The sequence below is a fragment of the Kitasatospora sp. NPDC036934 genome (genome assembly GCF_055608425.1).
In genome coordinates, this window is the sequence record NZ_JBVJQR010000035.1 from 16,287 (window position 1) to 39,363 (window position 23,077).

A 23,077-nucleotide genomic window follows, 5' to 3' on the forward strand; every position below is an offset into this window, starting at 1 on the left:
CGGCGCCGGCGGCCGGCTCCCGTGGCACCATCGGCCGCAGGGTTCGGGCGGCGGACGAGGAGTGCAGGGTGGCGGACGGCGGGTTCGATGTCGTGGTGGTCGGCGGCGGCATCGTCGGCCTGGCCACCGCGTACGCCCTGACCAGGGACGGGTCCGGGCTGCGGGTCGCGGTGTTGGAGAAGGAGAAGGGCTTCGCGGCGCACCAGACCGGGCGCAACAGCGGGGTGATCCACAGCGGCGTCTACTACCGCCCCGGCTCGTACAAGGCCCGGTTCGCCGTCGCGGGCGCCGCCGAGATGGTGGCGTTCTGCCGCGAGCACGGCATCCCGCACGAGGTCACCGGCAAGCTGATCGTGGCGACCGACGACGCCGAACTGCCCCGGCTGGCGGCGCTGGCCGAGCGCGGCCGGGCGAACGGCATCCCGGTCACCGAGCTGGACCGGGCCGGGATCGCCCGCTACGAGCCGGCGGTCCGCGGGCGGGCCGGGCTGCACGTCGGCACCACCGGCATCTGCGACTTCCCGGCCGTCGCGACGACGTACGCCCGGCTGGCCCGGGAGGCGGGCGCCGAACTGCGGCCGGGCACCGAGGTCCGGACGGTCGCCCGGCGCCGGGACGGCGTGACCGTCGGCACCGCCGACGGGGAGCTGCGCTGCCGGGTGCTGGTGAACTGCGCCGGGCTGCACAGCGACCGGATCGCCCGGCTGGCCGGGGACGACCCGGGGGTGCGGATCGTGCCGTTCCGCGGCGAGTACTACGAACTGGCCGAGCAGCGCCGGGAGTTGGTGCGCGGATTGGTGTACCCGGTGCCCGACCCGGCCTTCCCCTTCCTCGGGGTGCACCTCACCCGGGGCATACACGGGGACGTCCACGTCGGCCCGAACGCGGTGCCCGCGCTGGCCCGCGAGGGCTACGACTGGCGCACCGTCCACCCACGCGACCTGGCCGACACCCTCGCCTTCCCCGGCACCTGGCGGATCCTACGGCGGCACTGGCGGTACGAGGTCGGCGAGTTGCACCGCTCGCTGTCCAAGCGGGCGTTCACCACGGCCGTCCGCCGCCTGCTGCCCGCCGTGACCGCCGCCGACCTGGTGCCGGCCCCGGCCGGGGTACGGGCCCAGGCGGTGGCCCGGGACGGCTCGCTGCTGGACGACTTCGCCTTCGCCGGCTTCGACCCCGAGGACCCGCGCTCCCCGCGCCGCACGGTGCACGTGCTGAACGCCCCCTCCCCCGCCGCGACGGCCTCGCTGCCGATCGGCCGGGAGGTGGCACGCCGCGCCCTGGCCGCGTTGGAGGCCGGCGGATGAGCCCCGTCACACACCCCTTCGGGCGCCCGGCGAGGCCCCGTAGACTCGGGTGATTGTGACTGCCACCGCCCCGATCCCCCAGCAATCGCCGTCCGCCCGGCTGTCCGCGGCGCCGGCCGCCTACCCCGCGCCGATGTACCCGCACAAGGCCACCGAGGAACAGCACCGGGAGCGGCGCATCCGCAGCTTCCAGCCGCGCCGGGGCCGGATGACCAACGCCCAGGCGGGCGCCCTGGACCGGAGCTGGGAGACCTACGGCGTCCCGATCGACGGCACCCCGCTCGACCTGCAGGAGCTGTTCGGCGGCCTGCCGGTCACCCTGGAGATCGGCTTCGGGATGGGCGAGACCACCGCCGCGATGGCCGCCGCCGACCCGTCGACCGGCATCCTGGCCGCCGACGTACACACCCCCGGCCACGGCAACCTGCTCGGCATGCTGGAGCGGGACGGTTCGCGGAACGTCCGGCTGGCCGCCGGCGACGCCGTCATCCTGCTGCGCGACATGCTGCCGGACGCCTCGCTGGCCGGCCTGCGGGTCTACTTCGCCGACCCGTGGCCCAAGCCCAAGCACCACAAGCGCCGGCTGGTCCAGCCGTCCTTCCTCGACCTGGTACTGCCCCGGCTCGCCCCGGGCGCCCTGGTGCACTGCGCGACCGACTGGGAGCCGTACGCGGAGCAGATGCTGGCCGTGCTGTCCGCCTCGCCGGAGCTGGAGAACCTGCACCCCGAGGGTGACGGCACCGGCTGGCTGGAGCCCGCGGACCACCCGGACGGCAGCGTCCCCGGCTACGCGCCGCGGCCCGACTGGCGCCCGGTCACCAAGTTCGAGCGGGCCGGGATCGCCAAGGGCCACGTGGTGCACGACCTGCTGTTCCGCCGCCGCTGACGGCCCGAGGCCGTTCGAACGGGCCCCGCCGGGCCGTACGGACGGTCCGGCCCGGGACGAACGGTTCGTCCCGACTCCTCCCGACGGGCCGCCACCGTGGCCTACCCTGTGCCGCATGGGCAGCCCGTCCGGCGGCGGCCGTGGCGTCCGGTCGGGGCGGGTCACCGTCCGCACCGCCGCCGACGCACCGGGTACGGGCCCGCGCCCCGGCGACACCCGGACCATCCCGGGGCCCCGGAGGCGCCGGGCCGACCGGCTGCTGCCCCGGCCCGGCGGCGCTCCGCCGTCCACCGCCGCCACCGTGCCGGGCACCCCGGAACAGCTCCCGGGACGTCGCCGCTCACCGGCACTCCCCCCGGTCACCGCGGCCGCCGTCCTGGCCCTGAGCTGCTGCGGGCTGCTGATCCTGCACCTGGTCCAGCGGCAGACCGGCACCGCCGGGCTGCTGGTGGGCCTGGGCCTGGCGACGGTGCCACTTCCCTTCGTGCTGGGCGGCCTGGCCTGGCTCAACCTGACCGCCCGGGTACCGCTGCGGCACACCGTGTTCTGCCTCGGCTGGGGCGCCTGCGCGGCCACCACGATCGCGATCCTCGCCAACAACTGGACCGCCGACTACCTGACCACCCACCAGGGCGCCCTCGGCGGGCTGCTCGGCACCGGGATCGCCACCCCGGTGATCGAGGAGAGCGCCAAGGCCACCGCCCTCCTGGTGCTGCTCCTGCCGCTCGGCCAGCGGCTGCGCTGCCACGGCCGCCGCTCCGGCCGCCCCTGCGCGCCGCTGCTGCACCGGTCGCCCGCGCCCCGGCGCGCCCGCCCGTACCAGCGCAGCCCCGCCGGGCCGCACGCCCGGAGCCGACTGCGGCTCCGCCCCTACCTGCGGCCGCTGCCGTACCTCTGCCCGGCCCCCTCCTCCCCCGGCACGCCGCACCGCCGCTCCCGACCGCGCACCCTGGCCGCCGGGGTGGTGCTCGGCGGGATGACGGCGTGCGGCTTCGCCTTCACCGAGAACGCCCTCTACCTGGGCCGGGCCTTCAGCACCGACCAGCGCAACCGGCTGGACAGCATCGGCCTGGGCGATCCGCCCAGCCTGCGCGATTTCGACGGCACCGTGCAGACCTTCGTGCTGCGCGCCCTGCTCTCCCCGTTCGCCCACCCGCTGTTCACCGCGCTCACCGGGATCGGCCTGGCCGTCACCCTCACCACCGGGCGGCGCTGGCTGGCCCGGTTGGCCGCGCCCGCCGGACTGCTGCTGGCGATGGCGCTGCACGGCACCTGGAACGCCGCCGCCGACCTGGGGACGGACGGCTTCCTGGTGGTCTACGGGGTACTGATGGTGCCCTGCTTCGTGGCACTGGTCTGCTTCGCGCTCTGGGCCAGAGCCCGCGCCGTCAGGCACGCCGAGCGGCGCGGCAGACGGGCGGCGCGGGGGTAGTCGCAGGCCGGTGCCGAAGCGGCCCGAAGAACCGATTTCCCATCTCGGCGACTTCCCCGTAGTGTTGTGTTCACCGACGCGGGGTGGAGCAGCTCGGTAGCTCGCTGGGCTCATAACCCAGAGGTCGCAGGTTCAAATCCTGTCCCCGCTACTCAGTAGCCGAAAGGCCCGGAGGATTCTTCCTCCGGGCCTTTCGCATTCCCCGGCACGGCCACAACACGGTCCCGCCACGAAGCGGTAACGGCACCCCGTTTCAAGATCTCCGGCCAGAGCGCTCCCCCATACTGAGGAAAAAATTCATCCAAGTGGGGGACGGCGGGGCCGTGCCCTGGATAAGGAACGACCTCGATGCTGTCGAAGCGCCTGGCGAGCACCGCCGCGATCTGCCTCCTCCTGGGAGCCGGCACGGCCGCCTGCGGTGACAACAAGGACTCGGACAAGGCCGCCGCGCCCGCGACCACCGCAGCCGCAGCCGCGACTCCGACCGCCACGGCGACGCCGACCCCGACGCCGACCCCGACCGTGGCGAAGCTGGACACCGACAACCTGACCGCCCAGGAGATCGAGAAGAAGGCCAAGGACGCGCTGGCCGGCGCCACCTCGCTCAAGATCGCCGGCAAGATGGCCAGCGACGACGGCGAGATGACCATCGACATGGTGATGGACTCCACGGGCCAGTGCCAGGGCAGCATGGCGATGCCCGGGATGGGCTCCTTCGAGATCATCAGCGACGGCAAGCAGTACTTCCTCAAGCCGGACACCCAGTTCTGGAAGACCTTCGGCGGGCCGAAGGGCGACGCCGTCGCCGAGCTGTTCAAGGGCCGCTACCTGACCGGCTTCCAGAACGACCCGAAGATGAAGGACCTGACCGACTTCTGCAAGCTCTCCGACGCGAGCAAGCAGATGCTCGACGACGGCTCCAGCACCCCCACCAAGGGCAGCGCCGGCACCGTCAACGGGCTGAAGACCTTCAGCCTCAAGGAGAAGGACGACAAGGGCGAGGAGTCGCTCCTCCACATCGCCACCGAGGGCAAGTTCTACCCGGTGCGGCTGGAGAAGACCACCGGCTCCGACAAGGGCCGCATCGACTTCAGCGACTTCGACAAGCCGGTCACCATCCAGGCCCCGTCGGCCGACAACGTGATCGACTACACCAAGTTCCAGGACAAGGTGAAGAGCGCCTGAGCGGCGTCCGCGAATAATCCGTTGCCCTCTCCGCAGAGGCCTGCCTACAGTGGCGACACACTGAAGGGAGGTGATCCTGAATTGAGTTCCATCAGGATGCGTGAGGTGGCTGCTCGCTAGAGCCGCCCCTGCCTGCGCAGGGTGAGGCCCCTGGCCTCCGGCAGGCGAAATCCACAGCAGTCACCCGGTCCGCGGGCTCACCGGAACATCCCCGGTGCCGCGACGCCAGGCCAGTGCACGGGCCGACGTCGCGGAGCAGCCCGCGGGCCGTCTGCGTTTCCGGGGCCGGCCTCCTCAGCGGCCACCCCCGTCGTAGCGACGGCGCCCCCGGGTCGTTCCCGTGGTGGGGCCACGGCGCTAGAGTCGGCGCGGCCCCACCAAGGGAACGACGGGGCGCGGCCGAGCGGCGCGGACACAGGGGGTGGGCGATGACCAAGGCGCGGCAACGGGCCGGTGCGTCGGCACTGCGGACGGCGCAGTGGACGGCGGCCGGGGTACTGACCGGCACCGGACTGCTCGGACTGCTGATGTTCTCGCTCGGCCGGGCACACGCCTGGCAGGCGCTCGGCGGCGGCCTGGTGGTCGCCGGGGCCTCGACGGTGCTCGGGGGTGCGCTGGGCTTCCTGTTCGGGGTGCCCCGGGTGAAGAGCGGCTCCGGCGAGCCGCAGGGCTCGTACGCGCCGAACACCAATCTGGAGCAGGTCTCCGACTGGCTGACCAAGGTGCTGCTGGGCGTCGGGCTCACCCAGCTCGGCTCGCTCGGCGAGCGGCTGCACCAGCTCGGCTCGGCGCTGGCGCCCGTGCTGGGCGGCGCGGACGCCGCGGCGCCGTTCGCGGCCGCGCTGGTGCTGTACTTCCTGGTTCTCGGCTTCCTGGCCGGCTGGCTGGTCACCCGGCTGGCGCTGCCGCGGGTGCTGACCGAGACCGACGAGGCACTGGACCTCTTCCTGGCCGGGCAGGACCGCGACCGGCGGGGCGACAAGGTGGGCGCGGACGACCTCCGGGTGCGCGCGATGCAGCAGCTCGGGCTGCTCGGCGGCAGCGCCGACCGACCCGCCGCGCTGGCCGCGCAGTTGCCGCCCGCCTCGGGCTCCCCCAGCGGGCCGGAGGGCGTGGTGGCGGAGGTCCGCTCGACCGCGAAGCGCTCGGCGCTCACCGCCGACCAGGTGCGGGACCTCTACGCGGACGGCTCCGAGGGCCGCCGGATCCAGGCGCTGGCGCTGATGCAGGGCGACCCTTCGCTGGCGGACCTGCCGAGCGTGCTGGACGCGATCGAGCACCCGCGCTCGGGATTCGAGCAGTACCACGCGCTGCTGGCCGCCCGGGGCCTGCTCTCCCGGCTGCCCGGCACCGAGACGCAGCGGCTGCGGGACGCGGTGGCGGCGCAGTTGGTCGACCCGCGGGGCATCCCGTACGGGTCGGACCGCAGTTGGCTGGCGGAGAAGATACTGTCCCGGCTGCAGGCAGCGGCCTTCGTCCCGGCCCAGTCGGCGGCGGCGCCGGGCCCCGGGCCCCTCCCGACGCAGCTGGCGGCCGCGCCGGATCCCGCGCAGGGCGGCGGCCCGCGAGTGGACTCCTAGACGGTGAAGCGCAGTTCGGGCTGTTCCCAAGGGGTCGTGGGCCGCGGCGGGCGGGTGCCGGTGCGCTCGGCGCCCACCTGGCGGTAGAAGCCCTCGGCGGGTGGGTGCGAGACGACCTTGACCGCGGCGATCCCGGCCGCCCGGGCCCGGTCCAGCATGTCCGCGATCAACGCCCGCCCGATGCCCCGCCCCTGGGCCTCGTCGGCGACGAACATCAGGTCCAGTTCGGCCGGTTCGTGGATCAGCGCGTAGAAGCCGAGCAGTCGGTCGTCGGTGCCGTCCACGGCCATCCGCACCTCGTGGCGCTCGATGTAGTCGGGCCTCACGACGTAGCCGTCGATCATCGCGAAGTAGGCGCCGCGGTAGGCGGTGGAGGCCTGGATCAGTGCGGTGAGCCGGTCGGCGTCGGCCGGCCGGGCGGGCCGGATCGTGGTCTCGCTCATGTGGGCGAGTATAGGGGCAAAGCCGGGCAGCGACTATTACAGGCCGGTCGTCGGGGACGACCGGCGGAGGCGTCGGTCGACGGCCCGCAGGACCATGACCCTCCCGGCGCGGCCGTCCCCGAGCGGCACCCGGCGGACCTCGCTGGCTATCCGGCGCTCGCCGAGCGCGTACCGCAGCCGGTCCAGGTGCCCGCAGCGGCGGCCGTGACCGTCGTTCAGCGGCTGGACCCGCACCTCGCCTCCCGGAGCCGTCACCCGGACCAGCTCGGCGAGAGCGGCCAACTGGTGCTCCGGCCCGAACAGTTCGGGGTAGGCGAAGATCAGGTAACCGCTCAGGGTGAGGGCGAAGGCGCCGTCCGCGAAGGGCAGCCGGGGCAGCACCGCGGCCAGATAGCTCTGCGGGTGGGCGGCCGAGTCGGCGGCGAACAGCAGGCGGGCGCGGTCCCAGCTGCGCAGGTAGCGCTCGGGGCGGGGCGGCCGGTACGGGCGGGACGAGGGGTAGAGGTGGGGCCGCGCGGCCATCGCGAGGGCCATCGAGGCCCGGGCGGCCAGTGCCCGGGCCTGGATCTCGGGCAGCGGCAGCGCGTACGCCGGGTCGACGGCGATCACCCGGCAGCCCAGCTCGCGCGCCTCGGCGGTCAGGCCGGCCGCGCCGCCCGGGCAGTCCAGCAGCGGGCCCGGCAGGGCGGCGAGCAGGGCGCGGGTGAGGCCGAACAGGGCGCAGTACTCGTCCAGCGGGCGGGAGGTGACCAGGACGGCCTGGTCCGGGGCGCGGACCCGGTCCGGATCGGGGGCGGTGATCACCCGGTCATCCGAACACGGGCCCGCCCCGCCCGCATCCGGAACACGGACGGGGGCGGGGCGGAGCTGGGCTGGGCTGGGCTGGGCTGGGCTGGGCTGGGCTGGGCTGGGCTGGGCTGGGCTGGGCTGGGCTGGGCTGGGGCGGAACGCGGGGCGGGGGCGGAGCGGAGTGGCGAGGACGGGCGCCGGGGCTCAGCGGCCGAGCAGGCCCTGGGCGGCGGCCCGGTTGACGCCGGTCAGGCCGCGGACCATCCGCGCGGTGAGGAAGATCAGCAGAACCCCGATCGCCGAGAAGGCGGCGATCTGCCCGGTGCCCTCGACGTAGTAGGCGTGCCGGACGTGGTGGCTGTCGGTGAAGTCGAACAGCTGGTAGCCGCGCCAGGAGGTGTAGCGCGGGAAGACCCAGTGGTAGAGCGGGTAGAGCGCCATCGCCCAGCCGAGCACCAGGAACGTCAGCGTCATGCAGAAGCTGAACACCGCCCAGGGGAACATCACCAGCTGGTACAGCGCGGCCTTCCAGCCCGGGCCGTCGGCCAACCGCGCGGTGATCGCGCCCCAGTTGCCCGGGCGCACCTGGCGCACCGGCGCCGGGCCGGGCACGTCCAGGGCGAGCATCCCGCGCACCCGGGCCCGCTCCGCCCGACCCAGGCCCCGGGAGGCGCTGGTCAGGCCCGCCAGCACCGGCAGGCCGAGGACGGTGACGAAGGTGCCGATCCCGACCGAGAACAGGGCGATCGCGACGGTGAAGCCGACGATCGCCACCGGCAGACCGGTGAGTGCGTAGCCGACCTCCCGGTAGTAGTGGCCGGAGAACGGCGCCCGCCAGAAGCCCGGCGGCTGCTCGGTGCGACGGGCCCCGGCCGGGCGCGCACCGTCGTCGCCGTAACCGCCAGGGGCGTCCCACTCCTGACCCAGCGTGCTTCGGCTACTGCTCATCCCCGGCCCCCGGCCCCTCGTTCGTGCTCGCGTTCGTACCTGCTGACGTGTTCAAGTCTGGCCGGGGCGCGGCCCGGCAAACATCCGGAGGACCGGCGGATCGGGGGTGGGGTTAACCCCACGGCCCCTGCCCCGGCCCCGCCCTCAGGCCCCCCACTTCCGGCCCCCGGCCCCCCACTACGGCCCCCTGCCGCCGCCCCCGCTACTGCCGGCCGGGCCACTCGTCGGCGAGCAGCGAGTACTGGTACGAGTCTCGCCAGACCCCGCCCTTGAACAGGTCGTGCCGGACCCGCCCCTCCAACCGGAAGCCGAGCCGGGCGAGCACCCTGGCCGAGGCGGTGTTGTCCACGTCGACCCGGGCGGCCAGCCGGTGCAGGCCGAGCGGGCCGAAGGAGAGCTCGCAGAGCAGTCCGGCGATCTCGCCCGCGTAGCCGAGGCCCCACACCGGGCGGCTCAGCACGTAGCCGAGGTAGGCGGAGCTGGACCTGCCGAGGGTGAGGCTGGCGTGTGCGACCGGCACCGCGTCGGCCGGGTCCTCGGCGTCCTCGCGCCGGACGACGGCGAGCCGGTAGGTGTCCCGCTCCTCCGCCAGCGCCTCCTCCAGGTAGAGCTCGATCTGGTCGGCGCAGGTCTCCCGGTCGCGCGGTTCGAAGGGGAGGTAGCGGGTCACCTCCGGGTCGCCGAACAGCGCGTGCAGCGCGTCCACCTCCTCCGGGGTGTGGTGGTACTCGCGGACGGCGAGCCGGGGGCCGGTGAGGCGTACGGGGACCATGGCTGCCGACCCTATCCCCGTCCGGCGGCTACCGTTCGGAACATGAACGACGAAGACCTGCGACTCGCCCCGCGCACCAGGGCCGCCGACCTGCTCGCCTGGGCGGCCGGGCAGGACCGGGCGCCGGTGGCCGAGACGCCGCTGCGCACGGTGCTGGCGCTGCTGGAGCTGGGCGAGGGCAGGATGCACGACGGCTGGCCCGAACTGACCTCCGACGCGGTGGAGCACCTGCTGTACGAACGGCTCCACCTCTACGTCCAACCTGACCCGGAACAGGACCCGTTCGCCTACGGCGAAGCCGTCCGGCTGCTGGTCGACCACCAGCGGGCGGCGAAGCGGCTCAACGCCAAGCGCCAGGAGCGGCTGCACGCCGAGGCCGAGTGGCAGGGCGAGGTCGCCGTCGGCCTGCTGCGCCGCGCCGACCTGGTGACCTGGCCCCGGCTGTACGCGGTGCTGCTGCACGCCCACGGGGTGGACGTCGCGGACCCGGAGGCCGTCCGGGGCTGGCTGGCCGGGTTCGCCGGGCTGGGCGAGGAGGAGCGGCTCGCCGGGTACGAGGCACTGACGCCGACCGGCTGGCTGGACGAACCGGACGAGCAGGGCTGGGGGCCGGGCCGGGTGCTGTCGGTCGGCATGGCCACCGACGGCGCCCGGCGGCTGCTGGAGCAGGGCCTGATGCGGCGCAGCTACCGAAACCTGGCCGAGCTGAACGCGCTGGGGCGGCCGATGCCGGACGAACTGGCCGGAGACTTCGAGGACTTCGAGGCGGCCGCGGCGGAGGTGGCGCTCGACCTGCTCGGCGACTGGACGGTGCCCGGGCTGCCGCGGTTGCTGGTGGAGGAGTTCCCCGAACTCGCGCCGGAGCCGGGACCGGCCGAGATCGACGCGTACCTGGCGCAGCTGCCGCCGGAGTGAGCTGCCGCGAAGGCCCCGGACGCCGGTGGGCGGTTTCCAGGGGCCTTCGGCGGTGGCTACGGGGTGAGGCCGCGCTGCTGGAGCCAGGTCTCCGGGTCGACCGGGGCGCCGCCGTCGGGGCGGACCTCCAGGTGCAGGTGCGGGCCGGTGACGTTGCCGGTCGCGCCGACCTTGCCGATCTGCTGGCCGGAGGTCACCTTGCCGGAGCCCTTGATGATCGAGGAGAGGTGGCAGTACCAGATCTCGGTGCCGTCGGGCAGGGTCTCGACGATCCGGTAGCCGTACGAGCCGGACCAGCCGGCCGAGGTGATGGTGCCCTGGCCGACCGCGAAGACCGCGGTGCCGGTGTCGGCGGCGAAGTCCAGGCCGGTGTGCAGGTGGGCCCAGTAGCGGGCGCTCTGGCCGTAGTGGGCGGTGAGGTTGTAGTCCTTCACCGGCAGGGTGAGGGCGGCGGCCTTGGCCCGCTCGGCCTCGTCGGCGGCGCGCTTGGCCTCCGCCTCCTTGGCGGCGGCCTTGGCCTCGGCCTCCTGGGCGGCCTGCAGCCGGGCGCCCTCCTCGGCGGCGGTGCGCTGGCTGTCGGCCTGCTGCTGGATGCGGGCGGCGAGCGCGAGGCCGGGGTCGGCGGCCAGGGCGACCGGCGACTCGTCCGGGGCCTCGACGGCGGGCGCGGCGGCCGGGGTCGCGGAGGCGAAACCGGTGGCGCCCAGGGTGGCGGCGACGGCGGTGACGCCGAGCAGCGGGGAGGCTCCGCGGGTCTGACGCGGCATCCGGTGGCGGTTGGCCTCGGCCTCCGGGGCGAATGCCTCCGGGCCGTCCGGGCCGGGGTGGTCGAGGAGCTGGGTACCGGCTGCGGGGCCGGCCGGGTGTGCCGGGGTGTGCGTCGACGCCACGGAGGCGCGCTCCTTTCCTTCCTTCGCGCCTACCGGGTTAGCTGACGGGTTCGGAGCAGGAAGGTCTCCTACGGCCGGGCCGGGGCCCCGCCGATTCACCCCAAGGAACGTGGTTCCCCGGCTCCCTGACCTGCCCGGAGGCCGGCCGGTGGGATTAGGCGACGGCGCACGGTGCCGTCTGGGTACGGCGTTGACGACCGCGCTGCGTTATCAAACGTTAATCCTAGGACGCCCTGATTCCAAGCCATCCGTCCGGGACTGCTGGGGAACAGGTGATCGGTCGTCAACGAACGGCCCTTCGTTCGCCAGGCCCATCTGAGTACTCCTACTCATGTGCGAGCGGCCCGCCCCGTCGCATCCTGGCGCCATGAACGCACCGATGCAGTCACGGACCACGGCCGCGTACTACGTCCAGGCCGTCCTCTCCTTCGCCGTCTCCGGCACCGCCCTCGCCGCCGGGATCGCCTACCTGCCCGTCGGCGGCTGGACCCGGGCCTTCCTCGGGATCGGGCTCCTCTACACCGTCACCTCCACCTTCACGCTCGCCAAGGTGATCCGGGACCGGCAGGAGTCCTCGGACACCGTCGCCCGGGTCGACCAGGCCCGGCTGGAGAAGCTGCTGAGCGAGCACGACCCGTTCAGGGTCGAGGGGGTCTGAGCGGAGCGGACCCGGGAAGGGCCCTTGACGGCTAAGGCTATTAGCCTTAGCTTTATGGCTATCGGAAGCAATCGCCAGCACCGAGCGAGCCAGCGGAGGCCCACCATGACCGGCACCACCCCGAGCACCCAGTACCTCGACGTCCCCGGCGGCCGCCTCGCGTACGACGACACCCGACAGGGCGACGGCACCCCCGTCGTCCTGCTCCCCGGGATGCTCGACTCCCGCCGCGCCTACCGGCACCTGCACCCGCTGCTCACCGCCGCCGGCCACCGGGTCATCACCATGGACCTGCGCGGCTTCGGCGAGTCCTCCATCGTCTGGGACGACTACGGCCCGGCCGCCGTCGCCACCGACGTCCTCGCCCTGCTCGACCACCTCGGCATCGAACGAGCCGTCCTGGTCGGCCAGTCCTACACCGGCGCGACCGTCGTCAAGGTCGCCGGGGACGCCCCCCAGCGGGTCGCCGGGATCGCCCTGATCGACGCCTTCGTCGAACACCGGACCAACGCCCTCATGCGGGGCGTCATGGTCGCGATGGGCGCCGCCATGGTCCAGTGGCCCGGGGTCTGGGGCTTCTACCTGCGCAAGATGGCCTTCCCCGGCCCCCGCCCCGCCGACCTCGACGGCTACGTGGACGGACTGGTCGCCGCCCTGCGCACCCCCGGCCGCAAGACCGCCACCCGCGGCCACGTCACCGGCGACTCCGCGCCGATCGGCTGGACCGCGGCCGTCCGCTGCCCCGCCCTCGTCCTGATGGGCAGCAAGGACCCCGACTTCCCGAAGCCGGAAGCCGTCGCCGAACTCCAGGCCGAGAAGCTCGGCGCGCGGAAGGTCATGATCGAGGGATCCGGGCACTACCCGATGGCCGACAACCCCCGGGCCGTAGCCGACGCCCTGCTGCCCTTCCTGGCCGAACTCGCCTGATCCCCCGTCTGCCCCGCCCCCACCGCCGTACGGAGAACCCGAAGCCATGCCCCGCGTAGGACTGACCCCCGAGCAGGTCGTCGACCACGCCCTCGCCCTCATCGACGACCAGGGCGCCGAAGCCCTCACCCTCGCCTCCGTCGCCACCCGCGCCGGAGTCGCCACCCCCTCGCTGTACAAGCACGTCAGCGGCGGCCTCGCCGAACTGCGGCGACTCGTCGCCGTCCGGGTCACCGAGGAACTCGCCGACCGGCTCGCGGAAGCCGCCGTCGGCCGCAGCGGGGACGACGCGGTCACCGCCGTCCTGCGCGCCTACCAGGCCTACGCCACCGAACACCCGCACCGCTACGCCGCCCTTCCCCAGGCCCCCCAGCCCGACGACGACCTCACCCGCGCGGCCACCCGGCTCGTCGGCGTCATCGTCGCCGTCCTCCGCGGGTACGGCCTCGACGGCTCCGAGGTGATCCACGCCGCCCGCACCGTCCGATCCCTCGCCCACGGCTTCGCCGCCCTCTCCATCGGCGGCGCCTTCCAACTCTCCGAAGACCTCACCACCACCCACGACCGCCTCGTCACCACTCTCACCACCGGCCTCCGCACCTGGCCCCAGTCCCGGTGACCGAGCAGCCCCGGTGACCGAGCCGGCCCGGCCGGCTTCCTCCGCGCCGCCGGCGGGAGCGCCGCGCGCTGGGCGGCGGGTTCGGGCGTGCACGGGAAGTCGGGCCCGCCGACTTCCGGTGCAGCCAACCTGCCCTGCAGCGGACTTCCCGTGCAGCGGGCGGGTGGCGCAGGACGGCGCGGACGACCGGCCCGCGGTGCTGGTGCGGCGGCTGGGGCGAGGGGCCCGCCCTGAGCCGGACGGGGCCGAAATGGGGTATGAAGATTCAGTGCCCACTCCCGCCCGTAGTCCGATGCGCTGTGTGCGCCTGCTGCTCGGCTGCACCAGTGCCGCCGAACTGCTCGGCACCGTGCTCGCCGAGGGCCCGGGCTGGATCACCGGTGAGGGCTCCGCGCTCTACCTGCTGGACTCCGCCGGGTCGCTCCGGCTGACCGCCTCGCACGGGCTGCCGGACTGGGCGCTCGAACGCTACGGCCTGGTCGACCCCGCCGGTGAGCTGCCCGCCGCGATGGCGTTGAAGCTGCGCCGCCCGTACCTGCTCAGCCCGGAGCACACCAGCGTCGACTACCCGAACCGGAACGCCGGCCTGGGCACCGGGATGGTCACCGTGGTGAGCCTGCCGCTGGTGGTGGACGAGCAGGCGATCGGTGTGCTGGCCCTCGCGCTGGCGCACCGGGGCACCGTCCCGGGGCGCGACCTGGACGTGCTGGAGACGATCGCCGGGGCCTGCGCCCACCGGCTGCACCACCTGCTGGACCACGTGCTGGAGCACACCGCCGCCCCGCCCCCGCGGCCGGCCGGTCCGGGCCCCGCGCCGACCCATCCGCTGCTGTCGCTCGCGGTGCGGGCCGCCGGGCACGGCGCCTTCGAGCGGGACCTGGTCACCGGGGAGAGCCACTGGGACGCCGCCGCCTTCGCGCTCACCGGCCGGCCCGTCGACCCGGAGGGGACGGCCCCGCCGCTGGAGCGGATCGTCCACCCGGAGGACCTGCCGGACGTGCAGGCCGCGCTGGCGGAGGCGCTGGCGAGCGGCGGGCGCTACCGGATCGGCTACCGGGTGCTGCGCGCGGGCGGGAAGGTCGCGCGGGTCGAGGAGTCCGGCGAGGTGATGCTGGACGTGCACGGCCGCCCGGTGCGGATGGCCGGGCTGCTGGCCACCGTGGACCACCGCCCGGCCCGGGACACCGGGCCGCCGAACGACCCGGCCGGGGCCCGGACGGCGCTGCTGCTGTCGCTCACCCGGGCGCTGTCCCGCGCGGTGACCGTACGGGACGTCACCACCGCCGTCACCGACGTCGCCCGCCCGGCCTTCGGCGCCGCCGGCATCGTGCTCGACCTGGTGGACGAGGGCCGGCTGCTGCCGGTCTCGCACACCGTGTACGGCGGTCCGCGCCGGGCCGAGCTGACCCGGTTGGCGGACCTCTCCGAGCCGGTGATGCAGCACTCGCTGGCCCGCTCCGCCCCGCTGTTCAGCCAGCCCGGCAGCACGCCGCGCAGCCCGGACGCCCCGGCCGCCTGGGCCGTGCTGCCGCTGGTGGCCTCCGGTCGACAGGTCGGCTCCTGCCTGATCACCTTCGCCGCCGAGCGCGCCTTCAGCCGCGAGGACCGCACCCTGTACTCGGCCTTCGCCGGCATCCTGGCGCAGTCCCTGGAGCGGGCCCGGCTGTACGACATCCACCACCACCGGGCCGGCGAGCTGCAGCGCGCGATGCTGCCGCGCACCCTGCCCCGGCTGCCCGGGATCGCCAGTGCCGCCCGCTACCTGCCGAGCACCGAGGGCATGCAGATCGGCGGTGACTGGTACGACCTGCTGAAGCTGCCGGACGGCCGGATCGGGCTGGTGATCGGCGACGTGCAGGGCCACAACGCCGAGGCGACCGCCGTGATGGGCCAGCTGCGCAGCGGCCTGCGGGCGTACGCGACGGACGGGCACGACCCGGCCGCCACCCTGGCCCGGACCAGCCGGCTGCTGGCCGAGCTGGACACCGAGCTGTTCGCGACCTGCCTCTACCTGACCCTGGACCCGGCCGACGGTCGGCTGACCGCGGCCCGGGCCGGGCACCCGGCGCCGGTGCGGATCACCGCCGACGCCGCCGCCGTGGAGCTGGAGCTGCCGGGCGGCCCACCGCTGGGGGTGGCCCCGGAGCAGCCCTACCCGCTGGTGGTCGACCGGCTGGCGGGCGGCGAGACGCTGCTGGCGTACACCGACGGGCTGGTGGAGGACCGCGAGGAGGACTACGACGAGTCGGTGCAGCGGATGCTCGGCGGGCTGGAGCTGTGGGCCCGGCAGGCCGGTCCGGGGCGGATCGGGCCGGCGGCGGCGCTGGAGCGGCTGGCCGATCTGCTCACCCTGAACGTGACGGAGCGCAGGCACCGGCCGGACGACGTGGCGCTGCTGCTCCTGCACCGGGTGGCGTCCGTTCCGTAGCACCCGCGGAATGGTTCACCTGCACCGAATGTCGCACGTTCAACAACACTGTGCACACAAGTCCCCCACATCCCGGAATGCGAACCAGCCACCACCCGTCACACCGAAGGGGGCCGGAAGCCCCTGGACGAACGACCGGACACCTCGTCAGCAACCCGGGATCGCGTCCGAACGACGGAGGAATGACGGCGTATTGACTCGATATTGACGAGATCCGGTCACTTGGCGGGATCCGTTCACACCTTCGTAGGATCATCGCCCTAGAATTCGCCGCGTGACGATGACTCAGTGGTGCGCAACGGCTACCGGCGTGCTCGCCGTCCTCGCCCTCGTGGCCGCCGCGCGGTACCGCGCCGTGTCCGTCACCCAGCGCGGCCGGGCCGACCGGCTGGACGGCGAACTCGCCCGGCTCCAGGAGCAGCTGACCACCGAACTCTCCCGCCGGGGCGCCGACCTGGCCGCCGTCCAGCAGGAGCAGGAGCACACCGCCTCCACCCAGCGGGCGTTCCTCAGCGTCGCCCGCCGGATCCTCGTCATGGCCCACGACCAGCAGGCCCTGCTCGACGAGATGGAACGCACCCACGACGACCCGGCACTGCTGGAGGGCCTGCTCAAGGCCGACCACGCCGCCGCCCAACAGGCCCGGCTGGCCCAGACCCTGGCCGTGCTGTGCGGCGCCCGGGCCGGCCGGCATTGGCCGGAACCGGTCTCGCTGGAGGACGTGGTGCGCGGCGCCCAGTCGCGCATCCTGCCGTTCCAGCGGGTGGTCGTGCGCAGCCGGATCGAGACGGCGGTGGTCGGCGCCGCCGCCGAGGCCCTGATCCACGCCATCGCCGAGCTGCTGGACAACGCCACCCGCTACTCCCCGCCCAGCACCCAGGTGTTCGTCACCCTGATGCCGGTGCACAACGGCGCCGTCATCGAGATCGACGACGGCGGGGTCGGCATGCCGGAACAGGCCGTCGCCAAGGCCGCCGACGCGCTCGCCGGGGGCAGCAGCCTGGAGGTCTCCCGGCTCGGCGAGCTGCCGCAGTTGGGCCTGGCCGCGGTCGGCCGGCTCGCCGAGAGCTACGGCTTCCGGGTCACCCTCAGCTCGGCGCCCTCGCCGTACGGCGGGGTGCGGGTCGTGGTGCTGCTGCCGAACGCCCTTCTCACCGAGCCGCTGCCGCCCACCGTCCCCGGACTCGGGCCGGACGACCGGGCGTTCAGCCCCGGCCCGCGACCGGCCGCCGGCTTCGACCGGCCCGCCGCCGGCCACCCCCTGGTGGACACCCCGCCCGGGCCCCCCGCCGCCGACACCCCGCCGCCGCTGCCCCGCCGGAGCCACCGGCGCGACCGCGCGAACCGCCCCGCCCAGCACGCCGCTCCCCCGCCGCCCGAGCCGCCGTACCGCTCGGCCCGGGACGCCCAGGCGTTCATGGCGATGTTCCAGGCCGGGACCGCCAGCGGCCGCTCCGCCGCCCGCGGCCAGCACCCGCCCGGCCCCCACTGACCATCCCGCTCCCCGTCTCCCCGTCTCCCCGACTTCCCCAGCGCTCCGGAGAGTTCCATGACCACCACCCCCGATCTCGGCTGGCTGCTCGCCGACATCATCGCCGTCCCCCACGTCCAGCACGCCGTCGTCGTCTCCAACGACGGCCTGGAGATCGGCCGCAGCTCCGACATCGCCCGGGAGGACGCCGAACGGCTCGCCGCCGCCTGCTCCGGTCTTCAGTCGCTGGCCCGCGGCGTCGCGGCCGGCTTCGGCGGCCCCGGCAGCGCCACCCGCCAGATCATCATCGAGTACGGCGGCGGCTACCTGTTCATCGTCGCCGCCGGGGCCGGCGCCCACCTGGCCGTGGTGACCAACGAGACGGTCGACGCGGGACTGGTCGCCTACCAGATGCAGGTCCTGGTCGAGCGGATCGGCACCCACCTCACCAGCCCGCCGCGCGTCGACCACGCGGCGGGGGGCCACCGGTGAACGGGCCGGTCCGGCCCTACGTCATCACCGGCGGACGCAGCCGCCCCACCCGCACCGACCTCGCCGTCGAGAGCCTGGTCAGCGCCCTGCCCGGACCGTTAGGGCTGCCCGAACCCCCGGCACTGCCCGAGCACGTCCTGCTCAACCGGGAGCACCGGCGCATCCTCGGGCTCTGCCACAGCCTGCTGTCCGTCGCCGAGGTGGCGGCCCACCTGGGGCTGCCGCTCGGCGTCGTCAAGGTGCTGGTCGGCGACCTCTGGGACCTCGGCGCCGTGCAGGTGCTCCCGCCCGTCCCGCAGGCCGAACGCCTGCCCACAACCCTTCTGGAAGAGGTGCTCGTTGGCCTCCGCCAACTCCGCTGAAGCCCCCGCCGCCCGGCCGACCGGACCGCAGTACCTGCCGTCCTCGGTGCAGGGCGCGGTCAAGATCCTGGTCACCGGCCCGTTCGGGGTCGGCAAGACCACCCTGGTCGGCTCGCTCAGCGAGATCACCCCGCTGCGCACCGAGGAGACCATGACCGCCGCCAGCAGCGGCGTGGACGACCTCACCGGGCACAGCGGCAAGACCACCACCACGGTCGCCCTGGACTTCGGCCGGATCACGCTCAACTCCCGGCTGGCGCTCTATCTGTTCGGCACGCCCGGGCAGCAGCGGTTCTGGCCGCTCTGGGACGACCTGTCGCGCGGCGCGCTCGGCGCCATCGCGATGGTCGACCTGCGCCGGCCGGACGAGAGCTTCGACGTGCTCGGCCGCCTGGAGGAGCAGCGCATCCCGTTCGCGGTCGCCGTCAACACCTTCCCGGACACGCCGAGTTACCCGGAGGAGGAGCTGCGCTCGGCGCTGGACCTGCTGCCGGACGTGCCGATCCTCCACTGCGACGCCCGGGACCGGCGGCAGTCCTACGACCTGCTGATCGACTTCGTCGACCACCTGCATCGCAGCTCGCTCCTGGAGCTCCAGCCGTGACCGCGCCCGAACCGCCCCGGGGGTCCGGCTGCCCGGTCGCGCACGGCGCCCCGACCGGACCGCCGTACGGCCCCTCGCACAGCCCCCCGCACGGCAGCGGACTGCCCGTCGGCGTCCCGCTCACCCCGCTCTACGGGCAGGCCGTCGCCGACGACCCGCACGGCCTGTACGCCCGGCTGCGCGAGCGCTACGGGCCGGTCGCGCCGATCGAGCTGGAACCCGGGGTGGAGGCCTGGCTCGTCCTCGGCTACGCCGAACTGCTCGAACTCACCCGCAACGAGGCCCTGTTCTCCAAGGACTCGCGGCACTGGAGGGTCCCCGCCGAGGGGCGGCTCGCCCCCGACTCCCGGCTGCAGCCGATGACCGCCTGGCGGCCCACCCTGCTCAACCTGGACGGCGCAGAGCACCAGCGGCTGCGCGCCGCCGTCTCGGACACCCTGGCCCAGATCGACCACCGGCAGCTGCGCGAGACCACCGAGGCCGCCGCCGACGGTCTGATCGACAGCTGGGGCCCGGACGGCACCGCCGACCTGATCGGCCAGTACGCCCGGGCACTGCCGCTGCTGGTCTCCACCCAACTGGTCGGCCTGCCCACCGGCAGCGGGCCGCGGATGATCGAACTGATCAGTCACTTCGTCGACAGCGGGCCCGAATCGGTGCGCGCCGCCGGGGAGTTCCAGAGCACCCTGGCCGAACTCGTCCGGCACCGGCGCACCGCGCCCGGCGCCGACCTCACCTCCTGGCTGCTCGCCCACCCGGCCGCGCTGACCGACGAGGAGGCGGTGCACCACCTGGTCGTGATGATGGTCGCGGGCAACGAGACCTGCATCAACTGGATCGGCAACACCCTGCGACTGCTGCTCACCGACCGGCGCTTCCGGGCCACCCTGACCGGCGGGCGGCTCACCGTCTCCGACGCGCTGGAGGAGGTGCTCTGGCGCGACCCGCCGACCCAGAACTTCCCCGGCCGCTGGGCCACCGGCGACACCGTGTTCGGCGGCCAGTACGTCAGCGCCGGCGACATGCTGGTGCTCGGCCTGGCAGCGGCCAACGCCGACCCGGCCGCCCAGGGCGCCGCCTCCGCCGCCCAGGGCTCGCTCGGCGGCAACCGGGCCCACCTCGCCTGGGGCGCGGGCAGGCACGTCTGCCCGGCCCAGCACCCGGCCCGGATCATCGTCGAGACCGCGATCGAGACCCTGCTGCACCGACTACCGGATCTCCAACTGGCCGTACCACCCGGCGAGTTGACCTGGCGACCGTCCCCCTGGTCGCGGGCCCTGGTCGCCCTGCCAGTGCTGTACAGCGCCTTCACCCCGCCCCGCCCGCCAGCCCCCGAGAGGCCCGCATGGACACCGCCGACGACTCCCGCGGCTCCCGCCCCGAGCCCGTCCGGCTCGACCCCTTCGGACGCGACCAGCACGGAGAGAACGCCCGCCTCCGGGCCGCCGGACCGGCCGTCCTGGTGGAGCTCCCTGGCGGGGTGGTGGTCTGGGCGGTAACCCACCACGACACCCTCCAGGCGCTACTGGCCGACCCCCGGGTCGGCAAGAACCCCCAGCTGTGGACGACCTTCCGGGAGGGCCGACTGCCGTACGGCTGGCCGCTGCTCAACTTCGTCGTGGTGCCCGGCATGATCACCGCCGACGGCGAGGACCACAAGCGGCTGCGCGGGCTGGTCAGCCAGGCCTTCACCCCGCGCCGAATAGCCGCGCTGGCCCCCGCGATCGAGTCCCGGACCGTCGCCCTGCTGGACCGGGTCGAGGAGTTGGCGGGCGAGTTCGACCTGCGCGAGCACTTCGCCTACCCGCTGCCGATGCAGGTGATCGGCGAGCTGCTGGGCCTGGCCGCGGCGCAGCAGGACGCCCTGCACGCCCTGTCCGACACCATGGTCTCCAGCTCCGCCACCCCGGACGCGGCCCTCGCCGCCCAGCGCGACCTCAACGCGCTACTGGCCTCGGTGGTCGCCGCCAAGCGGGCCGCACCCGGCGACGACCTGACCACCGACCTGATCGCCGCCCGCGAGGCCGGCGACGGGCTCAGCGAGGCCGAACTCGTCGGCACCCTGTTGCTGATGCTGGTCGCCGGGCACGAGACCACGCTCAACCTGATCACCAACGCCGTCCGGGCCCTGCTCGCCCACCCCGACCAGCTGCGGCTGGTGCTGGACGGCGCCCTGCCGTGGTCGGCGGTGGTGGAGGAGACCCTGCGCTACGACTCGCCGGTCGGCCAGTTCCCGCTGCGCTACGCGAGCGAGGACATCGAGGTCGGCGAGGTGGTCATCCGGCGCGGCGAGGCGCTGCTCGCCTCCTACGCCGCGGCCGGCCGGGACGCCGGGCACTACCCGGACGCCGACCGCTTCGACCTCACCCGGCAGCCCGCCCGGCACCTGTCACTCGGCCACGGCCCGCACTTCTGCCTCGGCTCGGGGCTGGCCCGGCTGGAGGCCGAGACGGCGCTGCGGCACCTGTTCGGGCGGTTCCCGGGGCTGGCCCTGGCGGAGGGTGAACGGCCGGAGCCGATCGGCTCGTTCGTGAGCAACAGCGTGCGGACGCTGCGGGTGCGGACCCGGAAGTGATGTGTCGCCACCGGGCCGTCCGAGGGTGACGGTCGGCGTCCCCCGGTTACCTGAGGGCGGCCCGGTCGTTCGGCAGGGCATGAAGAAACTCGCCACCCTGGCCGCCCTCACCATGGCGGGCCTCGCCCTCGCCGTCCCGGCGGCCTCCGCCACCAGCCAGACCGCCAGCTCGCCGGACGCCACCGGCGGCCTCACCGACGGTCTCAACCTCTCTCCCGCCGACATCGCCCTGCAGACCGCGGGCAAGCTCCCGGTGGTCGGGCACACCGCCGACGAGGTGGAGGCCATCGGCACCAACCAGATGAGCCACCCGGGGATCAGCGGGCAGATCGGCTGACCGACCCCCGTCCGGTCAGCCGATCCGCCCGGGACGGGCCCGGACGGGCCCGCCCCCGCCCGGCGCCCTCAGCCCTGGAAGAGGCCGTTGAGCTCCGGGTAGGTCAGCCCGCCGTCCAAGGAGGTGTACGTGCCGCTCGCGTACACCTCCTCGGCCGCACGGCGGACAGCCGCATAGGCCACCCTGGCCAGGCCCGGGCCCAGGCTGATCCTGGCCACGCCGAGCTTCGCCAGTTCGGCCACCGACGGGGAGCCGGGGCCGGCCAGCAGGTTCAGCGGGGCCGGGACGGCCTCGACCAGCGCGGCCACGGTCTCCGGGTCGGCGACGCCGGGGACGAACACGCCGTCCGCGCCCGCCTCGACGTACGCCCGCAGCCGACGGACCGCCTCGTCCAGCCGACCCTCGGGCTCGCCCAGGGAGTGCAGGAAGACGTCGGTGCGGCCGTTGACGAAGAGCGGCACGCCCGCCGCGTCCGCCGCCGCCCGGGCCGCCGCGATCCGCTCGGCGGCCTGCTCGGGCGTGTGGCCGGCGTCCTCCAGGTTCACCCCGACGGCGCCGGTGGCGAGCAGCGCGGTGACGGTCTCGCCGACCCCGGCCGGGGTGTCCGCGTAGCCGCTCTCCAGGTCCGCGGTGACCGGCAGGTCGACCGAGCGGACCACCTCTGCGGTGCGGGCCAGCACCTGGTCACGGTCGGCGCCGCCGCCGTCCGGGCTGCCGAGCGACCAGGAGACGCTGGCGCTGGCCGTCGCCACCGCCCGCGCCCCGGCGCCGGCCACCAGCCGGGCGCTCGCCGCGTCCCACACGTTGGCCAGCACCAGCGGCTCGCCCGGGCGGTGCAGCTCCCGGAGCAGCCGGGCCTTCTCCCGCTGAGTGGTCATCAGGGGCCCGCTCACTTCGCGGCCGGGCTCATGCGGGTGGACACGCCGATCCGGTTCCACGCGTTGATGGTGGTGATCAGCGCGATCAGCTGGGCCAGCTCGGCCGGCTCGAACTGCGCGGCGGCCTCGTCGTACACGGCGTCCGGCACGTGGCCCTGGGTCAGCAGGGTGATCGACTCGGTGAGGGCGAGGGCGGCGCGCTCACGGGCGGTGAACCAGGGGGTCTCGCGCCAGGCGGGAAGGGAGAGCAGGCGGTGGTCCTGCTCGCCGTTCTTGCGGGCGTCGGTGGCGTGCATGTCGATGCAGAACGCACAGCCGTTGATCATCGAGGCGTGTACCTTGACCAGCTCGGCGAGGGTCGGGTCCAGACCCTCCCGAGAGGCCCGGTCCACGGCGATCATGGCCTGGTAGAAGGCGGGGGCCAGCTTCGGCATCGGGAGGCGCTGCTCGGGGGCGGGCACGTGGGGCGCGGTCTCGTTCGTCATGGTCCCGTCCTGGGTCGCGTTCATCGGCTCGGCGGTCGGCTCGGCCGCGGCGCTGCGGTCGGCTCGGCCGTCGGCTCTGCGGTCGTCACGGGAG

General features: G+C 74.4%; 24 protein-coding genes, 1 tRNA gene and 1 riboswitch. Of the genes, 18 read left to right on the forward strand and 7 right to left on the reverse strand.

Going from position 1 to position 23,077, the window contains the following annotated elements; genetic code table 11:
- The first annotated feature begins 68 nt into the window (after positions 1-68).
- The 6 genes from lhgO to ACZ7BZ_RS33810 all read left to right on the forward strand — a co-directional run bounded on the left by lhgO (position 69) and on the right by ACZ7BZ_RS33810 (position 6,390).
- Positions 69-1,307 (forward strand): L-2-hydroxyglutarate oxidase, encoded by a 1,239-nt coding sequence (gene lhgO / locus ACZ7BZ_RS33785; protein WP_470361687.1) that lies wholly within the window; start codon positions 69-71, stop codon positions 1,305-1,307.
- A 55-nt stretch (positions 1,308-1,362) separates the two neighbouring features.
- The gene (gene trmB / locus ACZ7BZ_RS33790; protein WP_470361688.1) at positions 1,363-2,193 is read left to right on the forward strand and encodes a tRNA (guanosine(46)-N7)-methyltransferase TrmB; all 831 of its coding nucleotides are present in this window, start codon (positions 1,363-1,365) and stop codon (positions 2,191-2,193) included.
- A 115-nt stretch (positions 2,194-2,308) separates the two neighbouring features.
- Positions 2,309-3,625: a PrsW family intramembrane metalloprotease gene (locus ACZ7BZ_RS33795; RefSeq protein ID WP_470361689.1), complete on the forward strand. Its 1,317-nt coding sequence runs from the start codon at positions 2,309-2,311 to the stop codon at positions 3,623-3,625.
- A gap of 77 nt (positions 3,626-3,702) precedes the next feature.
- Positions 3,703-3,776: transfer RNA gene (locus ACZ7BZ_RS33800), tRNA-Met, on the forward strand.
- A 197-nt stretch (positions 3,777-3,973) separates the two neighbouring features.
- A complete protein-coding gene (locus ACZ7BZ_RS33805; protein WP_470361690.1) occupies positions 3,974-4,810 on the forward strand; it encodes a hypothetical protein in 837 nt (278 codons plus the stop codon).
- A gap of 428 nt (positions 4,811-5,238) precedes the next feature.
- Positions 5,239-6,390, forward strand: coding sequence for a hypothetical protein (locus ACZ7BZ_RS33810; RefSeq protein WP_470361691.1), 1,152 nt, complete (start codon positions 5,239-5,241; stop codon positions 6,388-6,390).
- Here the strand turns inward: ACZ7BZ_RS33810 and ACZ7BZ_RS33815 are convergent.
- The 4 genes from ACZ7BZ_RS33815 to ACZ7BZ_RS33830 form a co-directional block, all read right to left on the reverse strand.
- Positions 6,387-6,833 carry a GNAT family N-acetyltransferase gene (locus tag ACZ7BZ_RS33815; RefSeq protein ID WP_470361692.1) on the reverse strand — a complete coding sequence of 149 codons (447 nt, stop codon included), beginning with the start codon at positions 6,831-6,833 and terminating at the stop codon, positions 6,387-6,389. The two genes, ACZ7BZ_RS33810 and ACZ7BZ_RS33815, sit on opposite strands and share 4 nt — an antisense overlap.
- Positions 6,834-6,869: 36 nt before the next feature.
- Positions 6,870-7,637, reverse strand: coding sequence for a hypothetical protein (locus tag ACZ7BZ_RS33820; RefSeq protein WP_470361693.1), 768 nt, complete (start codon positions 7,635-7,637; stop codon positions 6,870-6,872).
- Between the two features lie 189 nt (positions 7,638-7,826).
- On the reverse strand, positions 7,827-8,570 hold the full coding sequence (locus tag ACZ7BZ_RS33825) for a sensor domain-containing protein (protein WP_470361694.1): 744 nt from the start codon (positions 8,568-8,570) through the stop codon (positions 7,827-7,829).
- A 202-nt stretch (positions 8,571-8,772) separates the two neighbouring features.
- Complete coding sequence (locus ACZ7BZ_RS33830) at positions 8,773-9,342, reverse strand: GNAT family N-acetyltransferase (RefSeq protein WP_470361695.1); 570 nt, start codon at positions 9,340-9,342, stop codon at positions 8,773-8,775.
- Positions 9,343-9,384: 42 nt separating this feature from the next.
- On the opposite strand from ACZ7BZ_RS33830, the gene ACZ7BZ_RS33835 reads away from it, so the two are divergent.
- The gene (locus tag ACZ7BZ_RS33835; RefSeq protein WP_470361696.1) at positions 9,385-10,257 is read left to right on the forward strand and encodes a hypothetical protein; all 873 of its coding nucleotides are present in this window, start codon (positions 9,385-9,387) and stop codon (positions 10,255-10,257) included.
- A 56-nt stretch (positions 10,258-10,313) separates the two neighbouring features.
- Here ACZ7BZ_RS33835 and ACZ7BZ_RS33840 read toward each other — a convergent pair whose 3' ends face one another.
- The gene (locus tag ACZ7BZ_RS33840) at positions 10,314-11,147 is read right to left on the reverse strand and encodes a M23 family metallopeptidase (protein ID WP_470361697.1); all 834 of its coding nucleotides are present in this window, start codon (positions 11,145-11,147) and stop codon (positions 10,314-10,316) included.
- Positions 11,148-11,159: 12 nt separating this feature from the next.
- Positions 11,160-11,318, reverse strand: a riboswitch (cyclic di-AMP (ydaO/yuaA leader).
- 196 nt (positions 11,319-11,514) lie between these two features.
- Between ACZ7BZ_RS33840 and ACZ7BZ_RS33845 the strand changes: the two genes are divergently transcribed.
- From ACZ7BZ_RS33845 to ACZ7BZ_RS33895, 11 genes are all read left to right on the forward strand, one after another.
- A complete protein-coding gene (locus ACZ7BZ_RS33845; protein ID WP_380462386.1) occupies positions 11,515-11,805 on the forward strand; it encodes a YiaA/YiaB family inner membrane protein in 291 nt (96 codons plus the stop codon).
- Positions 11,806-11,910: 105 nt separating this feature from the next.
- Complete coding sequence (locus ACZ7BZ_RS33850) at positions 11,911-12,732, forward strand: alpha/beta fold hydrolase (protein WP_470361698.1); 822 nt, start codon at positions 11,911-11,913, stop codon at positions 12,730-12,732.
- 46 nt (positions 12,733-12,778) lie between these two features.
- Positions 12,779-13,351 (forward strand): TetR/AcrR family transcriptional regulator, encoded by a 573-nt coding sequence (locus ACZ7BZ_RS33855; RefSeq protein WP_470361699.1) that lies wholly within the window; start codon positions 12,779-12,781, stop codon positions 13,349-13,351.
- A 268-nt stretch (positions 13,352-13,619) separates the two neighbouring features.
- Positions 13,620-15,779: a SpoIIE family protein phosphatase gene (locus tag ACZ7BZ_RS33860; RefSeq protein ID WP_470361700.1), complete on the forward strand. Its 2,160-nt coding sequence runs from the start codon at positions 13,620-13,622 to the stop codon at positions 15,777-15,779.
- A gap of 280 nt (positions 15,780-16,059) precedes the next feature.
- The gene (locus tag ACZ7BZ_RS33865) at positions 16,060-17,271 is read left to right on the forward strand and encodes a sensor histidine kinase (RefSeq protein WP_470361726.1); all 1,212 of its coding nucleotides are present in this window, start codon (positions 16,060-16,062) and stop codon (positions 17,269-17,271) included.
- A 57-nt stretch (positions 17,272-17,328) separates the two neighbouring features.
- Positions 17,329-17,742, forward strand: coding sequence for a roadblock/LC7 domain-containing protein (locus tag ACZ7BZ_RS33870; protein WP_470361701.1), 414 nt, complete (start codon positions 17,329-17,331; stop codon positions 17,740-17,742).
- Positions 17,739-18,104: a DUF742 domain-containing protein gene (locus ACZ7BZ_RS33875; protein WP_465614120.1), complete on the forward strand. Its 366-nt coding sequence runs from the start codon at positions 17,739-17,741 to the stop codon at positions 18,102-18,104. The genes ACZ7BZ_RS33870 and ACZ7BZ_RS33875 overlap by 4 nt, the downstream gene beginning before the upstream one ends.
- The gene (locus ACZ7BZ_RS33880; RefSeq protein WP_380462380.1) at positions 18,082-18,708 is read left to right on the forward strand and encodes a GTP-binding protein; all 627 of its coding nucleotides are present in this window, start codon (positions 18,082-18,084) and stop codon (positions 18,706-18,708) included. The genes ACZ7BZ_RS33875 and ACZ7BZ_RS33880 overlap by 23 nt, the downstream gene beginning before the upstream one ends.
- Positions 18,705-20,207: a cytochrome P450 gene (locus ACZ7BZ_RS33885; RefSeq protein WP_470361702.1), complete on the forward strand. Its 1,503-nt coding sequence runs from the start codon at positions 18,705-18,707 to the stop codon at positions 20,205-20,207. The genes ACZ7BZ_RS33880 and ACZ7BZ_RS33885 overlap by 4 nt, the downstream gene beginning before the upstream one ends.
- Positions 20,171-21,283 carry a cytochrome P450 family protein gene (locus ACZ7BZ_RS33890; RefSeq protein ID WP_470361703.1) on the forward strand — a complete coding sequence of 371 codons (1,113 nt, stop codon included), beginning with the start codon at positions 20,171-20,173 and terminating at the stop codon, positions 21,281-21,283. The genes ACZ7BZ_RS33885 and ACZ7BZ_RS33890 overlap by 37 nt, the downstream gene beginning before the upstream one ends.
- Positions 21,284-21,362: 79 nt before the next feature.
- Positions 21,363-21,620, forward strand: a complete 258-nt coding sequence (locus tag ACZ7BZ_RS33895) for a hypothetical protein (RefSeq protein WP_380460701.1) — start codon at positions 21,363-21,365, stop codon at positions 21,618-21,620.
- A 68-nt stretch (positions 21,621-21,688) separates the two neighbouring features.
- Here the strand turns inward: ACZ7BZ_RS33895 and ACZ7BZ_RS33900 are convergent, their stop codons facing one another.
- Positions 21,689-22,498, reverse strand: coding sequence for an isocitrate lyase/PEP mutase family protein (locus tag ACZ7BZ_RS33900; RefSeq protein WP_470361704.1), 810 nt, complete (start codon positions 22,496-22,498; stop codon positions 21,689-21,691).
- Positions 22,499-22,509: 11 nt separating this feature from the next.
- Complete coding sequence (locus ACZ7BZ_RS33905; protein ID WP_465749369.1) at positions 22,510-22,983, reverse strand: carboxymuconolactone decarboxylase family protein; 474 nt, start codon at positions 22,981-22,983, stop codon at positions 22,510-22,512.
- Positions 22,984-23,077: the final 94 nt, after the last annotated feature.